22 protein-coding genes are annotated in these 13,994 nt (G+C 38.5%); 11 read left to right on the top strand and 11 right to left on the bottom strand.

What is annotated here, in order from left to right; all coding sequences use genetic code 11:
* Positions 1-78: 78 nt before the first annotated feature.
* Together NSQ54_10695 and ytxJ are read left to right on the top strand one after the other, a co-directional pair.
* Positions 79-921, top strand: a complete 843-nt coding sequence (locus NSQ54_10695; GenBank protein ID WYP24806.1) for a DegV family protein — start codon at positions 79-81, stop codon at positions 919-921.
* A 73-nt stretch (positions 922-994) separates the two neighbouring features.
* The gene (gene ytxJ, locus NSQ54_10690) at positions 995-1,342 is read left to right on the top strand and encodes a bacillithiol system redox-active protein YtxJ (GenBank protein ID WYP24805.1); all 348 of its coding nucleotides are present in this window, start codon (positions 995-997) and stop codon (positions 1,340-1,342) included.
* A gap of 380 nt (positions 1,343-1,722) precedes the next feature.
* Here ytxJ and NSQ54_10685 read toward each other — a convergent pair whose 3' ends face one another.
* Positions 1,723-2,016, bottom strand: a complete 294-nt coding sequence (locus NSQ54_10685; GenBank protein WYP24804.1) for a hypothetical protein — start codon at positions 2,014-2,016, stop codon at positions 1,723-1,725.
* A gap of 124 nt (positions 2,017-2,140) precedes the next feature.
* Here NSQ54_10685 and NSQ54_10680 point away from each other — a divergent pair, with 124 nt between their 5' ends.
* The gene (locus NSQ54_10680; protein ID WYP24803.1) at positions 2,141-2,389 is read left to right on the top strand and encodes a hypothetical protein; all 249 of its coding nucleotides are present in this window, start codon (positions 2,141-2,143) and stop codon (positions 2,387-2,389) included.
* A gap of 50 nt (positions 2,390-2,439) precedes the next feature.
* Here NSQ54_10680 and NSQ54_10675 read toward each other — a convergent pair whose 3' ends face one another.
* The 4 genes from NSQ54_10675 to NSQ54_10660 form a co-directional block, all read right to left on the bottom strand.
* Positions 2,440-2,946 (bottom strand): hypothetical protein, encoded by a 507-nt coding sequence (locus tag NSQ54_10675; protein ID WYP24802.1) that lies wholly within the window; start codon positions 2,944-2,946, stop codon positions 2,440-2,442.
* Between the two features lie 421 nt (positions 2,947-3,367).
* Complete coding sequence (locus NSQ54_10670; GenBank protein WYP24801.1) at positions 3,368-4,267, bottom strand: 5'-3' exonuclease; 900 nt, start codon at positions 4,265-4,267, stop codon at positions 3,368-3,370.
* Positions 4,268-4,286: 19 nt separating this feature from the next.
* Entirely contained in the window at positions 4,287-4,958 is a 672-nt protein-coding gene (bshB2, locus tag NSQ54_10665) for a bacillithiol biosynthesis deacetylase BshB2 (GenBank protein WYP24800.1), read from the bottom strand.
* A 20-nt stretch (positions 4,959-4,978) separates the two neighbouring features.
* Positions 4,979-5,326 carry a YojF family protein gene (locus NSQ54_10660; protein WYP24799.1) on the bottom strand — a complete coding sequence of 116 codons (348 nt, stop codon included), beginning with the start codon at positions 5,324-5,326 and terminating at the stop codon, positions 4,979-4,981.
* 169 nt (positions 5,327-5,495) lie between these two features.
* On the opposite strand from NSQ54_10660, the gene NSQ54_10655 reads away from it, so the two are divergent.
* From NSQ54_10655 to NSQ54_10640, 4 genes are read left to right on the top strand one after another with little or no spacing between them, the layout of a single operon-like run.
* Positions 5,496-6,296 carry a PAS domain-containing protein gene (locus tag NSQ54_10655; GenBank protein ID WYP24798.1) on the top strand — a complete coding sequence of 267 codons (801 nt, stop codon included), beginning with the start codon at positions 5,496-5,498 and terminating at the stop codon, positions 6,294-6,296.
* Positions 6,293-6,448 (top strand): YycC family protein, encoded by a 156-nt coding sequence (locus tag NSQ54_10650; protein ID WYP24797.1) that lies wholly within the window; start codon positions 6,293-6,295, stop codon positions 6,446-6,448. Before NSQ54_10655 ends, NSQ54_10650 begins: the two co-directional genes overlap by 4 nt.
* 35 nt (positions 6,449-6,483) lie before the next feature.
* A complete protein-coding gene (locus NSQ54_10645; protein WYP24796.1) occupies positions 6,484-7,254 on the top strand; it encodes a trypsin-like peptidase domain-containing protein in 771 nt (256 codons plus the stop codon).
* 51 nt (positions 7,255-7,305) lie between these two features.
* Positions 7,306-7,437, top strand: a complete 132-nt coding sequence (locus NSQ54_10640) for a hypothetical protein (GenBank protein WYP24795.1) — start codon at positions 7,306-7,308, stop codon at positions 7,435-7,437.
* Between the two features lie 49 nt (positions 7,438-7,486).
* Here the strand turns inward: NSQ54_10640 and NSQ54_10635 are convergent, their stop codons facing one another.
* From NSQ54_10635 to NSQ54_10610, 6 genes are all read right to left on the bottom strand, one after another.
* Positions 7,487-8,533: a hypothetical protein gene (locus NSQ54_10635; protein WYP24794.1), complete on the bottom strand. Its 1,047-nt coding sequence runs from the start codon at positions 8,531-8,533 to the stop codon at positions 7,487-7,489.
* A 36-nt stretch (positions 8,534-8,569) separates the two neighbouring features.
* Positions 8,570-10,006 (bottom strand): recombinase family protein, encoded by a 1,437-nt coding sequence (locus tag NSQ54_10630; GenBank protein WYP24793.1) that lies wholly within the window; start codon positions 10,004-10,006, stop codon positions 8,570-8,572.
* A 3-nt stretch (positions 10,007-10,009) separates the two neighbouring features.
* Positions 10,010-10,369, bottom strand: a complete 360-nt coding sequence (locus tag NSQ54_10625; GenBank protein WYP24792.1) for a hypothetical protein — start codon at positions 10,367-10,369, stop codon at positions 10,010-10,012.
* Positions 10,350-10,970 carry an ImmA/IrrE family metallo-endopeptidase gene (locus NSQ54_10620; protein WYP24791.1) on the bottom strand — a complete coding sequence of 207 codons (621 nt, stop codon included), beginning with the start codon at positions 10,968-10,970 and terminating at the stop codon, positions 10,350-10,352. The genes NSQ54_10625 and NSQ54_10620 overlap by 20 nt, the downstream gene beginning before the upstream one ends.
* Before the next feature lie 68 nt (positions 10,971-11,038).
* Positions 11,039-12,055, bottom strand: coding sequence for a hypothetical protein (locus NSQ54_10615; protein ID WYP24790.1), 1,017 nt, complete (start codon positions 12,053-12,055; stop codon positions 11,039-11,041).
* 103 nt (positions 12,056-12,158) lie between these two features.
* On the bottom strand, positions 12,159-12,515 hold the full coding sequence (locus tag NSQ54_10610) for a helix-turn-helix transcriptional regulator (protein WYP24789.1): 357 nt from the start codon (positions 12,513-12,515) through the stop codon (positions 12,159-12,161).
* Positions 12,516-12,670: 155 nt separating this feature from the next.
* On the opposite strand from NSQ54_10610, the gene NSQ54_10605 reads away from it, so the two are divergent.
* The 4 genes from NSQ54_10605 (at position 12,671) to NSQ54_10590 (ending at position 13,994) form a co-directional block, all read left to right on the top strand.
* The gene (locus tag NSQ54_10605; protein ID WYP24788.1) at positions 12,671-12,901 is read left to right on the top strand and encodes a helix-turn-helix transcriptional regulator; all 231 of its coding nucleotides are present in this window, start codon (positions 12,671-12,673) and stop codon (positions 12,899-12,901) included.
* Positions 12,902-12,985: 84 nt separating this feature from the next.
* Entirely contained in the window at positions 12,986-13,132 is a 147-nt protein-coding gene (locus tag NSQ54_10600; GenBank protein WYP24787.1) for a hypothetical protein, read from the top strand.
* A 75-nt stretch (positions 13,133-13,207) separates the two neighbouring features.
* Entirely contained in the window at positions 13,208-13,840 is a 633-nt protein-coding gene (locus NSQ54_10595) for a sporulation sigma factor-processing peptidase (GenBank protein ID WYP24786.1), read from the top strand.
* A 22-nt stretch (positions 13,841-13,862) separates the two neighbouring features.
* Positions 13,863-13,994 carry a hypothetical protein gene (locus NSQ54_10590; GenBank protein WYP24785.1) on the top strand — a complete coding sequence of 44 codons (132 nt, stop codon included), beginning with the start codon at positions 13,863-13,865 and terminating at the stop codon, positions 13,992-13,994.

The raw sequence follows: 13,994 nt of genomic DNA, 5'->3' as shown, positions 1-13,994 counted from the left end.
GAGAAGCCTGAATGTCAGATGTGCAGCGTATCTGCCTGATGTTCAGGCTTTTATATGTCTTTCTTTAGGAGAAAATGAATGATAAAAATTGTAACAGATTCAACTTGTGACCTGCCTGCTGATCTTATTAAGAAGCTAGATATACAGGTTGTGCCTTTAACGATCCAAGCAAACGGTCAAACATTTCTGGATGGTATCGATCTTGATCCGACAGAATTTATTGATTTGTTAGAGGTTTCTACTGAGATTCCAAAAAGCTCTCAACCATCCGTTGGAACATTTCTTACCGTATATGATCAATTAGAAGATAAATACCCTGGAGTTCAAATTCTGTCTATTCATATGACTGAAAAGTTGAGCGGCACCGTTCATTCGGCCGAACTTGCTGCATCTGATTCAAAAGCTGATGTAACAGTTCTCGATTCATCGTTTATATCTGGCGCACTTGCGTTTCAAGTGGAACAAGCTGCGGAGATGGCATCTAACGGAATACAAATGGGGCCAATCCTGACTAAGCTTCAAGACATTCGCGACCAATCTCACTTATTTATTATGGTCGATACATTAGAGTATTTACAAAAGGGTGGACGTATTGGGAAAGGAAAAGCTTTAATTGGATCTCTATTAAAGGTGAAACCTTTAGCTGCCATTGTAGATGGAGAATATACACCAATTAAAAACATGCGAACCTACAAACAAGTTATCGACTATCTTACCAATCAATTTTCTGAAGCAGCACTTGGTAAAGTCGTAAAGAAAGTGACTATTACTCATATAGAAGCAGAGGATCTTTCAACGCGACTAGTGAACGCTTTGAAAGCGATTGCTCCGAATGTTCCTTATTTTGTTACAACAACTTCACCGATTATTAGCACTCATACGGGGCCGGGAGCCATTGCGTTAATGTATTACACGGAATAATACAAACCTGTTTCATTGATTCTTCCTTTAAAAAAAGTTATAGTCAACCTTACAGATGATAGGAGGCTATTCCATGACAAATGTACATGAACTAACAAGTGAACAAGACTGGCAAGAGGTAAAAGCAAAGGCTGATGCAGACAAGCCAGTATTGGTATTCAAACATAGCACGTCTTGCCCCATTAGCGCAGATGCATTCAAACAATTTAATACTTTTGTTGAATCTGCTAACGGACAAGAGGTTGCTACGGCTTATGTTAAAGTAATTGAATCCCGTCCGGTTTCTAACAAAATTGCTGAAGATCTAGATGTGGTTCACAAATCACCGCAAATCTTTCTTCTTAAAAACAGTGAAGTGAAATGGACAGAGTCCCATTGGAATATCACCCAGGAAAGTATTGAAGGTGCACTTCAAGCATAATAAAAAAAGCAGCTGAGTCTCAGCTGCTTTTTTTTTGTGCGTGTTTCCGTCTAGATTCCTTGAGCATTTTTACATAAACCAAAAATAAACAAACAAAGGCTAAGATTGAACATGTGTGCTGCAGTAATCGAAACCAGTCCATCGTTCCCTCCAAGTCACTCTTTATTCTCATCTATAGAATGTCCAATTCAGGTTCATTTATCCATTTTGAGTTCTATTCTTAATAGTAGCTACGTAATGTGGAAGTAAACAAATGGACAAGGAGAGGTTCGATGATGCGTATTGCGACGGATGAGAAGTGGATGTTGGTGGCTGGATGCTTAGTATTAATTGGTATGTTTGCGACGGCATGGATCGTTTAATTCCAAGAAAAAAGACCCCTAATTAGGCGTCTCGATCTGATCACAGTATCGATTTAACTGACTTGCTGAGTAGTCGAGTTGTTCTTTAATATACGTGTTAGCATCAGATGTGTATACACGGTTTCGCTTATGTTGAAGCAGCGTATCGATTAATTGCCCGTAGCTTGCATAGACGCTATCAAGCGCTAGGCTGAGATGTTCGAACTCCTTATTGCTTGAAACATTTTTCACTTGCACCGATAACCTATTTAATTCATTTAATTTTGAAAGCTGACTTTGCAAATACTCTTCACTAAAAGGGATTTTGGACATAATAATGAGCCTCCTTAATGAATTGTATGAAGGGAGCGAATGGGAAAGTACTTTAATTTGGTTAGTAAGAATGTACAATGGTAAGGAGAAACAAACGTTTAATAAGGTTTAAAAGAGGTTTATTATGCTGATTTCATTTTTAAAAGGTTTTACAAAAACAACGATATATACGATCATTCTGACAATCTTACCAATCATTTTAATGACACTAGCAGTTGATGTGTATCATTATGTTTCGAGTAAGAACACTCAATTTAATGGATTATTTTGGGCTTATCCATTTAGCATAATGGCATTATTGTTCACCTTGCCATTGGGGCTTCTCGTATTTATAGTAAATTGGTTTGCAGACCGGAAAAAGCACCATACATAAAAAAGCTACACGTATGACTTGCATACACATAGCTTTTAACTGAATAGTATTCATAAATTTGTTACAATGGAACCATTCAGATTCTCTTCATCAATCTCCACTTCAAAATCATGTTTTTCATAAAAATGGATGAGTCTATCTCGATGATCCCAATCACGTTTCACTAAATCTCCTGTGATTTTCTGGATGTTTTGACGGCTGGCGTGTTCCTTTAAATAATTCATACAAATGCTACCAAACCCACGGTTTTCTTCCCCTTTAATGTCATCAATATGAAGATTAAAGGAATTATAATATTCTGCTTGAATGGCAAATTCCCAGTGCCCTGGGTAGGACGAGGTACACGTGTTAATCATAATTTGGCATGTATGACCGTCATCGATTTGAGATACAATCACCCATTTTTCTTCCTTTGTCTGCTCTATCCCGAGCACCTTATGATCTTTGGCAATTTCTTTTAAGTTCTGTTGCATTCGAATCAGTTCAAATTCTTCATCACTGATTGATTGCTCAGGCCATTCATAGGCTGCCTCTTTCGTCAGGTGTTCTGTAGGCACGCAATCACTCCTTTACCGCATTCTACTCACAAGTTTACTATTATAAAAGGCGAATACTATGAAATCAAGTATTCTGGTATAATAGAAGAAAAAACCAGAAAGTGGTAGAGAGAGTTATGGCCAAATCGAATCTTAAATGTGTACGTTGTCATGCTTTGGTTCCGCATCGGAAAGTATATTTTAAAGGGATTGCAAATCGGAGACTGATTTGCCCATCGTGTAAAACGGAGCAACAGGTAGGATTTAAGGTATTACTCATTCAATATCTTTTCTTTGTATTGTGTATGATTTTTATGATGATTAATTTTAATTTTATTAGAAGCTTTTTTATTAGCTATTTGGTACTTGCTCTTATACTTAGTCAGTTATTCATCTTCGAACCCTTCAAAAAGCTTGAACCTCTAAAAGAAAAGCAGCCTCATTAAAAGAGAGGCTGCTGAAAGCTAGTTCGTATAGAAAAAGGCTTAAGAGTGGATGCAACCGTTTCTGCATCAACATTTAATTCATATTCCTCAAAATTTGTCCCAACCAAGCTTTCAATTTCACAAATAATTGTTGCCAGCTCCTTACTTACGTGAGTGGCTTCTTTGCCATTATGCAGCTTTTTTAAGCAACGCGCGAATTCGGGATCAAGGTTTTCAATATTTTCATAGATTCCTTCGATTGTTCCGTAACGTTGGATTAATGGCAAGCCCGTTTTAGGTCCGATACCAGCACAACCAGGGATATTATCGCTTTTATCTCCTAGTAGAGCTTTTACATCAGGCCATTGAACCGGCTCAATACCATACTCATCGCGAAAATGCTGTATCGTATACGTTTCTTCCCCTTTTTTGCTTGCAATAATTTGTGAAGTCTGTGGACTCAAAAGCTGAAGAAGATCTTTATCATTGCTATAAATGTAGCATGGTCCCGTTTCTTCAAGCTCCCATAATCCAGCGATGGCTCCAATGGCGTCATCGGCTTCATAAGGGGGAGTTGTTAATTCTTTAATACCTAGAGCTTCAATTAAAGTTAAACACGTTTCATACTGCTGAATAAGTGGAGAAGGTAGTTCACCACGAGTCGCCTTGTAGTCTGGAAAGTTCTTGCGACGAATGGAATCCTCGCGTTTCACATCCCAAGCAACAGCAAGGTGGGTAATTTGATGTTTTGTTACAAGCTGAAAAAGCTTCTGCCAAAAGACTCTGAGCCCATTTGTGTAAAGGCCATCTTCTGTTTTAGGAAGATCTTGTTCTTCTTTTCCATAAGCAGTGGCAAAATAGCCACGACTGAGTAAGTTAAAGCCGTCTATTAAAAGTAACGAGCGTTCTTGCATCATATATCATGCACCTCTATTATTAATCGTTAAATGAATACGTCCAAAAGCGTTCACGGTGTAACCAAGCTAATGCTTCAGGATTTCCTGCATCCCATTTCGGTTCCATGTCTGCAAGCATCCAAACCGTTTGTGAGAGGTGAGCGCGCATGGCATCCTTTTTCTGTTCAGCAAAATCACTTACATCATGGATTACATCAGGTGCTCCAACCTCGTCCTCGTGACCGTTTGAAAATGCGAGGCAATACAAGGTAGGACGGGTTTCTTTAGGTAGGTCAGAGAGTGCTGAAACGACTGCGCGACCAGTTGCTTCGTGATCTGGATGCACAGAGTATCCCGGATAAAATGTAATCACGAGAGAAGGATTTAATTCCTCCACTAAATCAAGAACAAGCTGTTTCATTTTCTCATCGTCTTCAAATTCAATCGTTTTGTCTCTAAAGCCCATCATACGCAAATCTTGAATATCCATTGCTTTAGCCGCTTGAAGTAGTTCATTTTTACGGATGCCCGGGAGTGATTCTCGAGTTGCAAATGGGGGATTGCCTAAGTTGCGCCCCATTTCTCCAAGTGTAAGACAAGCATATGTGACGGGAGTTCCAGCTGCACGGTGAGCTGAGATTGTGCCCGAGACACCGAATGCCTCATCATCGGGATGTGGGAAAATTACGAGTACGTGTGATTCTTGTTTCATGACATTCATCTCCTACCTAATTATTCAAATGGGGTTTCACTAATTTGTAACGCAACAGCAAGTTTTCCTTCGGCTCCGTGACCAGCTAGAAGTAAGCGACCTTCTTGCTCGTCCTCGTAATGCGTAATTCCTTCTGCATAAACCCAGCCTATATCGATCTTAAGACCAACTCGATAAGGCCCATCTCCAAGAATTTTGCCATGCTCTACGTGAACTTTTGCATTACGGATGTATGCACTCGCAGAAAAGAAATCGGCATTGTTATGCGTCGCATAGGCTCCATTCGTTGTTTCTAAGTGCACGTAAACAGTTTGATTCGAGAACGCTTGAATACGTTTTTGTACATCTTCTACATGTATAGGTTTCATTCGATTGTTATCCTCCAAGTGAAATAAATTTATAAATTGACCCTACTAATGAAATAAAGTTACAATAGAATGTATCTTATTATATTTCAAACATATGATACAGGCAATGAACGCGACTTTTTTAACTATATAGAGAGAGGGCATTCTTATCAAAATGGAGGGTTGCTAGTTGAAGGCGATCATTGAACAAGCAGAATTATTAGTGAAAATTCTAGATTATACGAGAGTAGGAATTCTTGTAACAGATCCGGATATGCCTGATAATGAAATTATCTATGTGAGCAAGGGGTTCACATCGATGACCGGTTATACAGTTGAAGAGACACTAAACACCAATTGCCGGTTCCTACAAGGTAAGGATACAGATCCAGACGCTGTCCGCCTTTTACGTGAAGCGATAAAGAATAAGAAATCAATTACAATTGAAATCTTAAATTATAAAAAGAATGGACAACCTTTTTGGAACGAATTAACGATTGATCCTGTTTATTTGGAAAAAGAAGATAAGCATTATTTTGTTGGAATTCAGAAGGATATTTCTGATCACAAATTAACCGAAAATGAATATAAGCAATCACTTGAACAAATTCGTTCGATTTCTACACCAATTGTACCATTACTAGATGGGTTAGCTGTACTACCACTTATTGGTCAAGTAGATGGAGAACGGTTCACGGAAATGTTTAGTCAAATCACAACGGAGACTGTAAACGAAAAAATCGAGACATTGGTTTTAGATGTATCAGGCTTACAAACCTTTGATGATGAAGTGGTTGATGGCATTTATAGTTTACGTGATGTATTAACGCTAATTGGAACGGAATTGATTGTTTGTGGTATGAGACCAGACCTGGCGATGAAATCCATCCAGTTTAATCGACAAGGCTTACAATCTATAAAGACAGCGAGTTCTGTTAAACGCGTGTTGCGCGATTTAGACTTTGCCGAAAAAGGAGGTCACACCTCATGAGACCATTACAGCTTTCCCCGGAGAGTGCAGTAAAACTGGCGGCGCATTTAAAGGTCCCTGTTGAACACTTAGTGCATATGCCACAGCATATCTTACTTGCAGAACTAACAAAGCTAGCACAAAAAGAGGATACGAAAGAAGATGAGGCCTGAGTGATTCAGGTCTTTTTTTGCAGGAGGTGAGTTTTATGAAGGATGACCGCCGTGAAGATGAAATCATGGAAGGGGAGCCAGAACCCGAAGATTTTTTGCCAAATGAACCTGAACGAAAAAAGCCTTCAAGATGGTGGGTGAAGCTAGCTGCTGTTTTTCTTGCTCTTATTTTACTTGGTAATGCGGGTGCATTCTTACTGGAGTATTACGGGGCGGATGGGAGAGGATTGATGGATCAATCCGAAGAGCTTTCTACACAACCGGATATTCAAACGTACAAAGAAAGCATCGTTCATGTTCAAAGGACCGGGTCAAAGGGAACGGGCTTTTTCTATGGTGATGATGGTCAAATTTTAACCAATCATCATGTGGCTGAAGGGGAGGGACCTCTGATTGTCACAACGGTGGATGGTGAGAAGTACCAAGCAGATATCGTGCATGAAGACGAGGACTTGGATCTTGCTTTACTTACGATTGAATCCGATCAATCTCATGAAACGTTGCCTTTAAGTGTTGAAGGAACGAGTGATCAACAATCCGTCTATATCATTGGTAATCCACTTCTTTATGATCACATAGCCATTACAGGACATATTACAGAACATGAAGAACAGTATGATGCCATTCAAATTGATGCTAGTATCTTCCAAGGGCATAGTGGAAGTCCGGTGATTTCAGAATCTGGAAAAGTTGTAGGTGTGATCTATGCAAAAACCATTCCAGGGTTCTCAAGTGATCAAGACTCAGTGGGGCTTGCGATACCAATTGATCGGGTTCATGCATTCCTGGCAGAGGCAGATGATTAACTTCTATATATGCCGGGTATAGTATGGTATAGAGAGAAAGGAAGTGTAGGAATGAGCGATAAAGAAAAAAACGAAAACAAATCTGGTGAAGAAGAAACAAAAGATTTATTTGATAAAAGTCTTGAGGACGGTACAGTAGACCGTAAGAAAGAAAAAGACACGGAAGACAAGAAAGATAACTAGAAATGATGTAGGAGGCCCTTTGTCGTTAATGGCAAAGGGCCTCTGTACGTTAGAAGAATAGAATCGCTACAATGGTTGAAAGAATTAAACCGGACATAACAGGGATAAAACACTGCCTGACGAGCTCAACAACAGATACCCTTGCAAACCCCGCAACAGCCACAATAGACGACCAGGCAATTAACGTTCCGCCTCCAACCCAAACGGCGCCCATTTGTCCAATCGCACCAAGCGTAGCGGCATTAACACCAACAGAAGGCGCCAGAGCACCAGATAGGGCTCCAACAAGTGGTAATCCAGAAAAACCAGATCCATCTAACCCCGTAATCATTCCGACAAGTAACAAGCCAAACCCAGCGAATATTGGACTCTCAGGAATGAATTGCTGCCCGGCTTCAACTAATTGAAAGAGAAAGGAGGGGGCCTGTAACCCTTCCTCTAATGCAAAAATTTTTGCCGATATTTCACCGCTCCCTAAAAAGAAAAAGCCAGCGATTGGAATGACAGGACCCATCGCGCGAAACGCAAAGACAAACCCTTCAACAAGATGATCACTCACTTGATTTAAGGACTGGCGCCAGTTATAAACAACCGTTGCTGCAATCATAAGTAGAACAGCTACGCCTCCAATTAAAGCCGCTCCAGCACCACCTTCAAGCGTTACTCCATCAGTAAACGTGGCATACAGCATATAAATCATAATTGCTAAAAAGGTTAGAGGAACAGCAATCGCAAAGAACAGACTAGATGTCTTATCACGAGGTGATTGAGCCCGCGGGACAGGAGCTGATGGCTCACTAGTAGTCGCGTTCCAAGCCTCTAAATGTGCAGAAGATGGTAACTGAATCAACTTGCGAATCCGGAAATACGCAAGACCGAGAGCCGTGATTCCAGTAATAAGCGATAAGATGAGCGCCTTATCAGCCACAGCAGAGACCTCAACATTGGCAGCCGTTGCAGTTAGCATAGGTGCAATCTTTATCATATAATCAGAAGATAACGCCATTCCTTGCCCGGCAATCGCTATCGCTACCCCAGTAGCCACTGGAGGAAGTCCAGCTCTTACAGCAACCGGAATAAGGATTGCTCCGACCAAAGGAACAGCTCATGTAGTGTAAGGTACAAAAAAGTGCTAGTTGTACTGAAAGTTTGAAAGGTATAGCTTCCTTTTCTTATAATTCAGCCTAGCCCCATCATCACAATCAATATCAAATCTTTTTAGGAAAAGCATCAAACTATGTTTTTTTTCAATCGGTTCTAATAAATCCCAATTACCAAGAAAATCAGTTAATGCTCTAACAATCTCTTCAGAAGTATTTTGAGGGTTATCTACGATTAGTTCAGATATTTCTTTCTCTAACTCTTCTTGTCGTTTGCGATCACTGGTGGTATGTTCTCTTAACTCTATTAGATCGATAACATCGTTAGCATAGGCAACTTGCCATTTCTTTCTTCGGTCTCTTATTGTTTTGAGTTGTTTTTCTAATTGATCAATATGTGTTTTTGTTTTTAATGCAGCTTGATCAGGTTCATTTCCAACTTCAAAAGCAATCTGATGAAATTTTTTAAGTTGATTCTGAATTTCATTTAAGAAATAAAGCTCAATGCTTAATTCACGAATTAAGGGGAGATCACACTTTTTTTCACGTTGGTTAGTGCATATTACGTATCGATATTTTGTTCCTCCAATGTTTCTAAGTGTTCCTTTTAATGGAGCTCCACACCTTGCACATTTTATGACACCAGTAAATATATAATCAGATGCCACATTTTGAGGGTGATGATTATTTCTAGTCTGTCTTAAGTTCATAGCATTTTCATATCTTTCTTTTGGTACAATAGCAGGAGCAAAATTTTCATTTATTTTACCTGCCCATCTTAAAGCTCCGTATGCTATAGGGTTCTTCATAATATCCCTGACCGTCTTAGAACTAAAATCGTTGCCTTTTCTGGTTTTGGCTTGTAAATCATGATTCAATATATTCGATATTTTCACATCGCCGTGAAATGTTTCATAAAGTTCATACATATATCTATATACTTCCGCTTCTGCTTCATCAATAACTAACTTTTCTTCGTCGTTTAATCTGAATCCAAATGGAGTAGGGCCACCTGGCCATCTTCCTTCCTCAACCATTTGTTCCATCCCAAATTTAACGCGCTCGCCAAGGTTTTCTCTTTCCCATTGAGCAACAGCAGCTACAAGTGTGATAAAAAGTCTTCCTGTCGGGGTGGTGGTATCAAATACCTCAGTGGCTGATTTGAACATGCAGCCATGTGCTTCGAATCTTTCAAGTAATTTATAGAGGTCCATTACAGACCTTGTTAATCTATCTAACTTGTAAACAAGAACAACTTCAATTTTATTCTCAGCAATATCATTCAGCATTCGTTGGAGTTCTTCTCGATCAGTATCTTTAGCTGAACGTCCTTCATCTATATAGTAGTCGTAGATATCCCAGTCTTGCGATTGTGCAAACATGTCTAATCTTTCTTTCTGAGCTCTAATTGAAAAACCATCTTTTGCTTGCTCTTCAGTTGAAACCCTTGTATAAATCGCGCATTTCATTATTTACACCTCTGCTTTGAAAAATTGATGTAAAGTCATCTGAAGGACTTCTTCTATATCTGACATTAACATTAGAAAATAATCGGCTTCCAATAGTTGATTAGGATGAATACTGTAAGCATACAAATCTTTTTTTACTTGGTCTAAGTCAACACTGATGGTTGTTGCATTAAAAATATCTCGAGTTAGTGCAGCCTGTGTAATAGTAATGATTTTCAGGTCGTCATGGAATTCATCATCGTAAAATCTTTCGAATGGGGTAAATACATCATGTTTTGATGTTCCATATTCAATTCCTGGTCTAACTAAAACCTTTTGAGGGAGTAATGCGCCATCTAACTCCTCATAATAAACGCGTAACATCTGAACTCATCCTTTCCTCGCCAACCTGATTCTTTAATTGCTGAAGAATCTGAACGGTGCCGCCGTGTATCTCTCCAGGTCGGAGACTCTTTTTCCTATATTGCCACTCAATACGTTGAAGCTTAGTCTGATATGATGATCTCGAGCGTTCACGTCGTAATGATTCAATCCTTGAACTGATCATATCCTGGGGTAGATCGAACATTTCTTGTAAACTTACAAGCGATTGGTATTTTAATAGGACTGGTTCGAATAAATGAAGGGGCATTGCTAAATAGAGCATTAAGTAATTCGCCTGTTCTTCCTGGAAGCGTGAAAGTTCAGGGGACATATGTTGTTGATCCCCTGGATGGAAAAGGGCGTGAGTAAGCTCATGAAAGAATTCGCGTCTTTGTTCTAGCCTATTTAGACGGCTGTCTAGTGTGATTAGAGTGAAGTCTTCAACGGACCTTACATGGGAAGCGCTTGGCTCATAAATAACCATTGTGTCTAAGAGGGTACTGAGGTGATCAGTCGATAGATCATTGACTGAATTAATACCTTTGTTGCTTAATAATTTGCTGACCTCTTTATCTCTGAATGTATGAGCTGAAAATCTCATGCTGTTTCACTCCTGACAGGGAATATACGTTCGGTTATTTGGTGAAAAGAAAAGCCCGTAGGCTTTCTTTATTTCATGTTGTAGCCACTACCCCAAAATTTTTCTTCAGCTAAGACTCTGTTGTCTTCATAGTATCGGAATCTAATACTTGTGTAAGACTCTAAGTTTGCAGCTAAAACTTGATTTTTTACAGTGGGTCCTATAGTTTCTGCCAGATACTTTTGTTGTTCAGGCGTTAACAAGAAATACTCTGAACTCAAATAAATATCTGTATTTGACCAGTCATCAGGCATAAAAGGCTTAACATCAACAATAAGACCTTCTCCTGTTACGATCAAATCGTTAACCCAATTTTGAAATTCAATTTCTTTTTGATTAGTATCGGTGGATGATGCCTCAATTAGCTCCTTACTGTTTTCCTCTCCCTGAGCATTTCGCTCTTCTTCAGCAAGTGCAGCAGCTTTTTCTTGTGCTTCTTTCTCTAACTTTATTTCTTCTTCTAATTCATTTAAAACAGTTTCTTTATCTATTTCATCTGATAGATTAAAAGAGATTGTTTTTATACTAACATCATTTTTAGAGTTAATTTTTTCAATTTCTTTGTTAATACGCTCTTCATTTTTTTGAGAAGTTTTTAACTTTTTATCGTATTGTTCCGAATCAACAAATTTATCTCTCTTGATATCTTTATCAACCTTTCGAGTTTGTTTCAAGAGATTTCTGTAGTTTTTTAGTTCAGCTTTGTGAATTTTTTTAATACTACGTTTGTCTTTTCTATCTAATTCTTCAGGGATATCTTCAGCCTTAATTGATTCAATCTCCTCTAATAAATACTCTTCAAGTTCATCTAATTTTTCTCTTACTTCTTTCTTTTTAATATCTTGTCGTATGTATGATTTTAGATTTTTAGTCCAAAAGATTTCCCATTGTTCATTAATTTCATTTGTTCTTTTCTGGATATCTTCATCCAAAGCATCATTGAAATAGCTATTGGATAGCGTATTAGCATGGACAAGGTTTGTGTTCAGTACTGATAATAAAACTAATACAATGACAGAAATCATGAATCTTCTTTGAAAAATCAAGAAATTATCCCTCCCTTAATCCCTTTATATATAAGAATATTAATACTAAATACCTATCTATAACTTAAAAATATAGATCCGATTAAATAAATTGTCGGATCTATTATTTATTATCATCTTTACTTCTTAAGAATTGTTTTCTTAACCTTAAGAATTTCTCAACTTCGTTTTCAAGGATTGAATCAAGTTCTTCTTTTTCTTCTTTAGTGAAATTATGACCACCTCTGCTGTAGGCAACATTCATTATATCATCTGGTTCTTCCACTCTTCCAAGTAGGTAGTCGGTTGTAACCCCGAAAAAATCAGCTAATTTATTTAGTGTATCAACATCTGGAGTTCTTTCCCCGCGTTCATAACCTGATATAGAGACTTTTGTGACGTTAATATGATTGCCTAGAGCTTCTTGAGATAACTTGCGTTCTTTTCTTAATTTTTTAAGTCTATCGGGTGCTAATGCCATTAGGCTTGCTCCTATCTAAATCAATATATGTACTAAGTATAAGTTAACTAACAGCTAACGTAAATAAAGTTAACTAAATAGGAATTTTTATATTGACAGTTACCTATTAGTTAACTTATACTCAGGTTAACAACAAGTTAACAGCAAGAGAGTAGGTGAATATTTTGAGAGAACGATTAAAGGAAGTTAGGCTAAATAACCGTATGACTCTACAAGAAATGGCTGATCAGTTAGGTGTGAGTAAACCTTATTACTGGCAGATTGAGAATGGCGAGAGGCGTTTATATTACGATTTAGCCGTTTCAATTGCTGCAATTTTCAATATGAAACCTGATGATATTTTTTTGCCTAAGGAGTTAACCAGTAGTTATCAAATATCTGAATGAAAGAGGTGATGACCATTAAATAAAAATTCTAGGACCGTCCCACCGTCCATATCACATACACCTGTAAAAGAAAGGGGTGATGATTTGAAAGATGAAGAGACTATCCGCAAGGAACCATCTGAAAAAGCACTTCGTGAATTAGCAAAGTTTTTTCTTAAGACTTCTGTTCCTAGGCTTATTCAAAAAAATAGGGAGCAATTAAAAAACAACGGTTCACAGAAAAGGGCTTAATTTTGCCCTTGAGAACAATTGTACTTGCTTAGACTCATTGTACATTCAAAAACTGAATATTCGGAGGCGAACATAATGACGAACACTTTGCAAAAAAACCGGTTGTACTCACCCTCAGCGATAGGAACCATCTTAAAAATTGCGAGAGAGCGAGCGCATAAAGACGAACGCCGTACCAAACAGTTTATGGCGGATTCTCTTGGCATATCGCTTCCTCGCTTAACTCGATTTGAGGATGGGCAATCGCAGATACCCTTTGAAATGGCATTAGAGTGGTGTGATATATGCGAGGATTACACGGCAAAGGCAAAGATAAAGCATATTTACGGGTTAGACCTTCCGGCAACTGATCCACGTTTGCTTGAATCGGTAACTGATCAACTTGTTAACTTTATGAGACAAGCGCAACAAGCCATTGATTCAGCAAAGGATCTACTCATTATGGGTACTCAGATACGTCCAGGGGAACCGGCAAGCGAACGCTTCACAAGTGAAATGTACAAGCATGCTGAGGAAATCCTTGATATGAAACAAGCGACCGAATCCACTTTGCAAAGCATGTCTATAAATTGGGAGTTAGATAGACAGAGATTAAGAGGAAGTTGGATTCAGGAAGCCTTAGCAGACAAGGTGGTAATTGCTTCTGTATCAGCCTACGAAGAGATTAAGCTAACTGAATTTCATCATAATCGCATTCAAAGTCTTTAATTCCGTAAGAGGAGGACGAAATTTGGAAAAGTCAAACAAGCTAACAGAAGTAAAGAATCGTAGTGAAAAGAGGCATGAACAATTTGTAAACAGATTTATTGTTGTCGCTGCAATTATTGTTTTGGCTGGAGCGTTTCTAACAGCACTAATTTAA

This window comes from Alkalihalobacillus sp. FSL W8-0930, assembly GCA_037965595.1.
Lineage (GTDB): Bacteria > Bacillota > Bacilli > Bacillales > Bacillaceae_D > Alkalicoccobacillus.
Note: the sequence above shows the minus strand (reverse complement) of the source record. Positions and strands in the feature narration are given on the sequence as shown.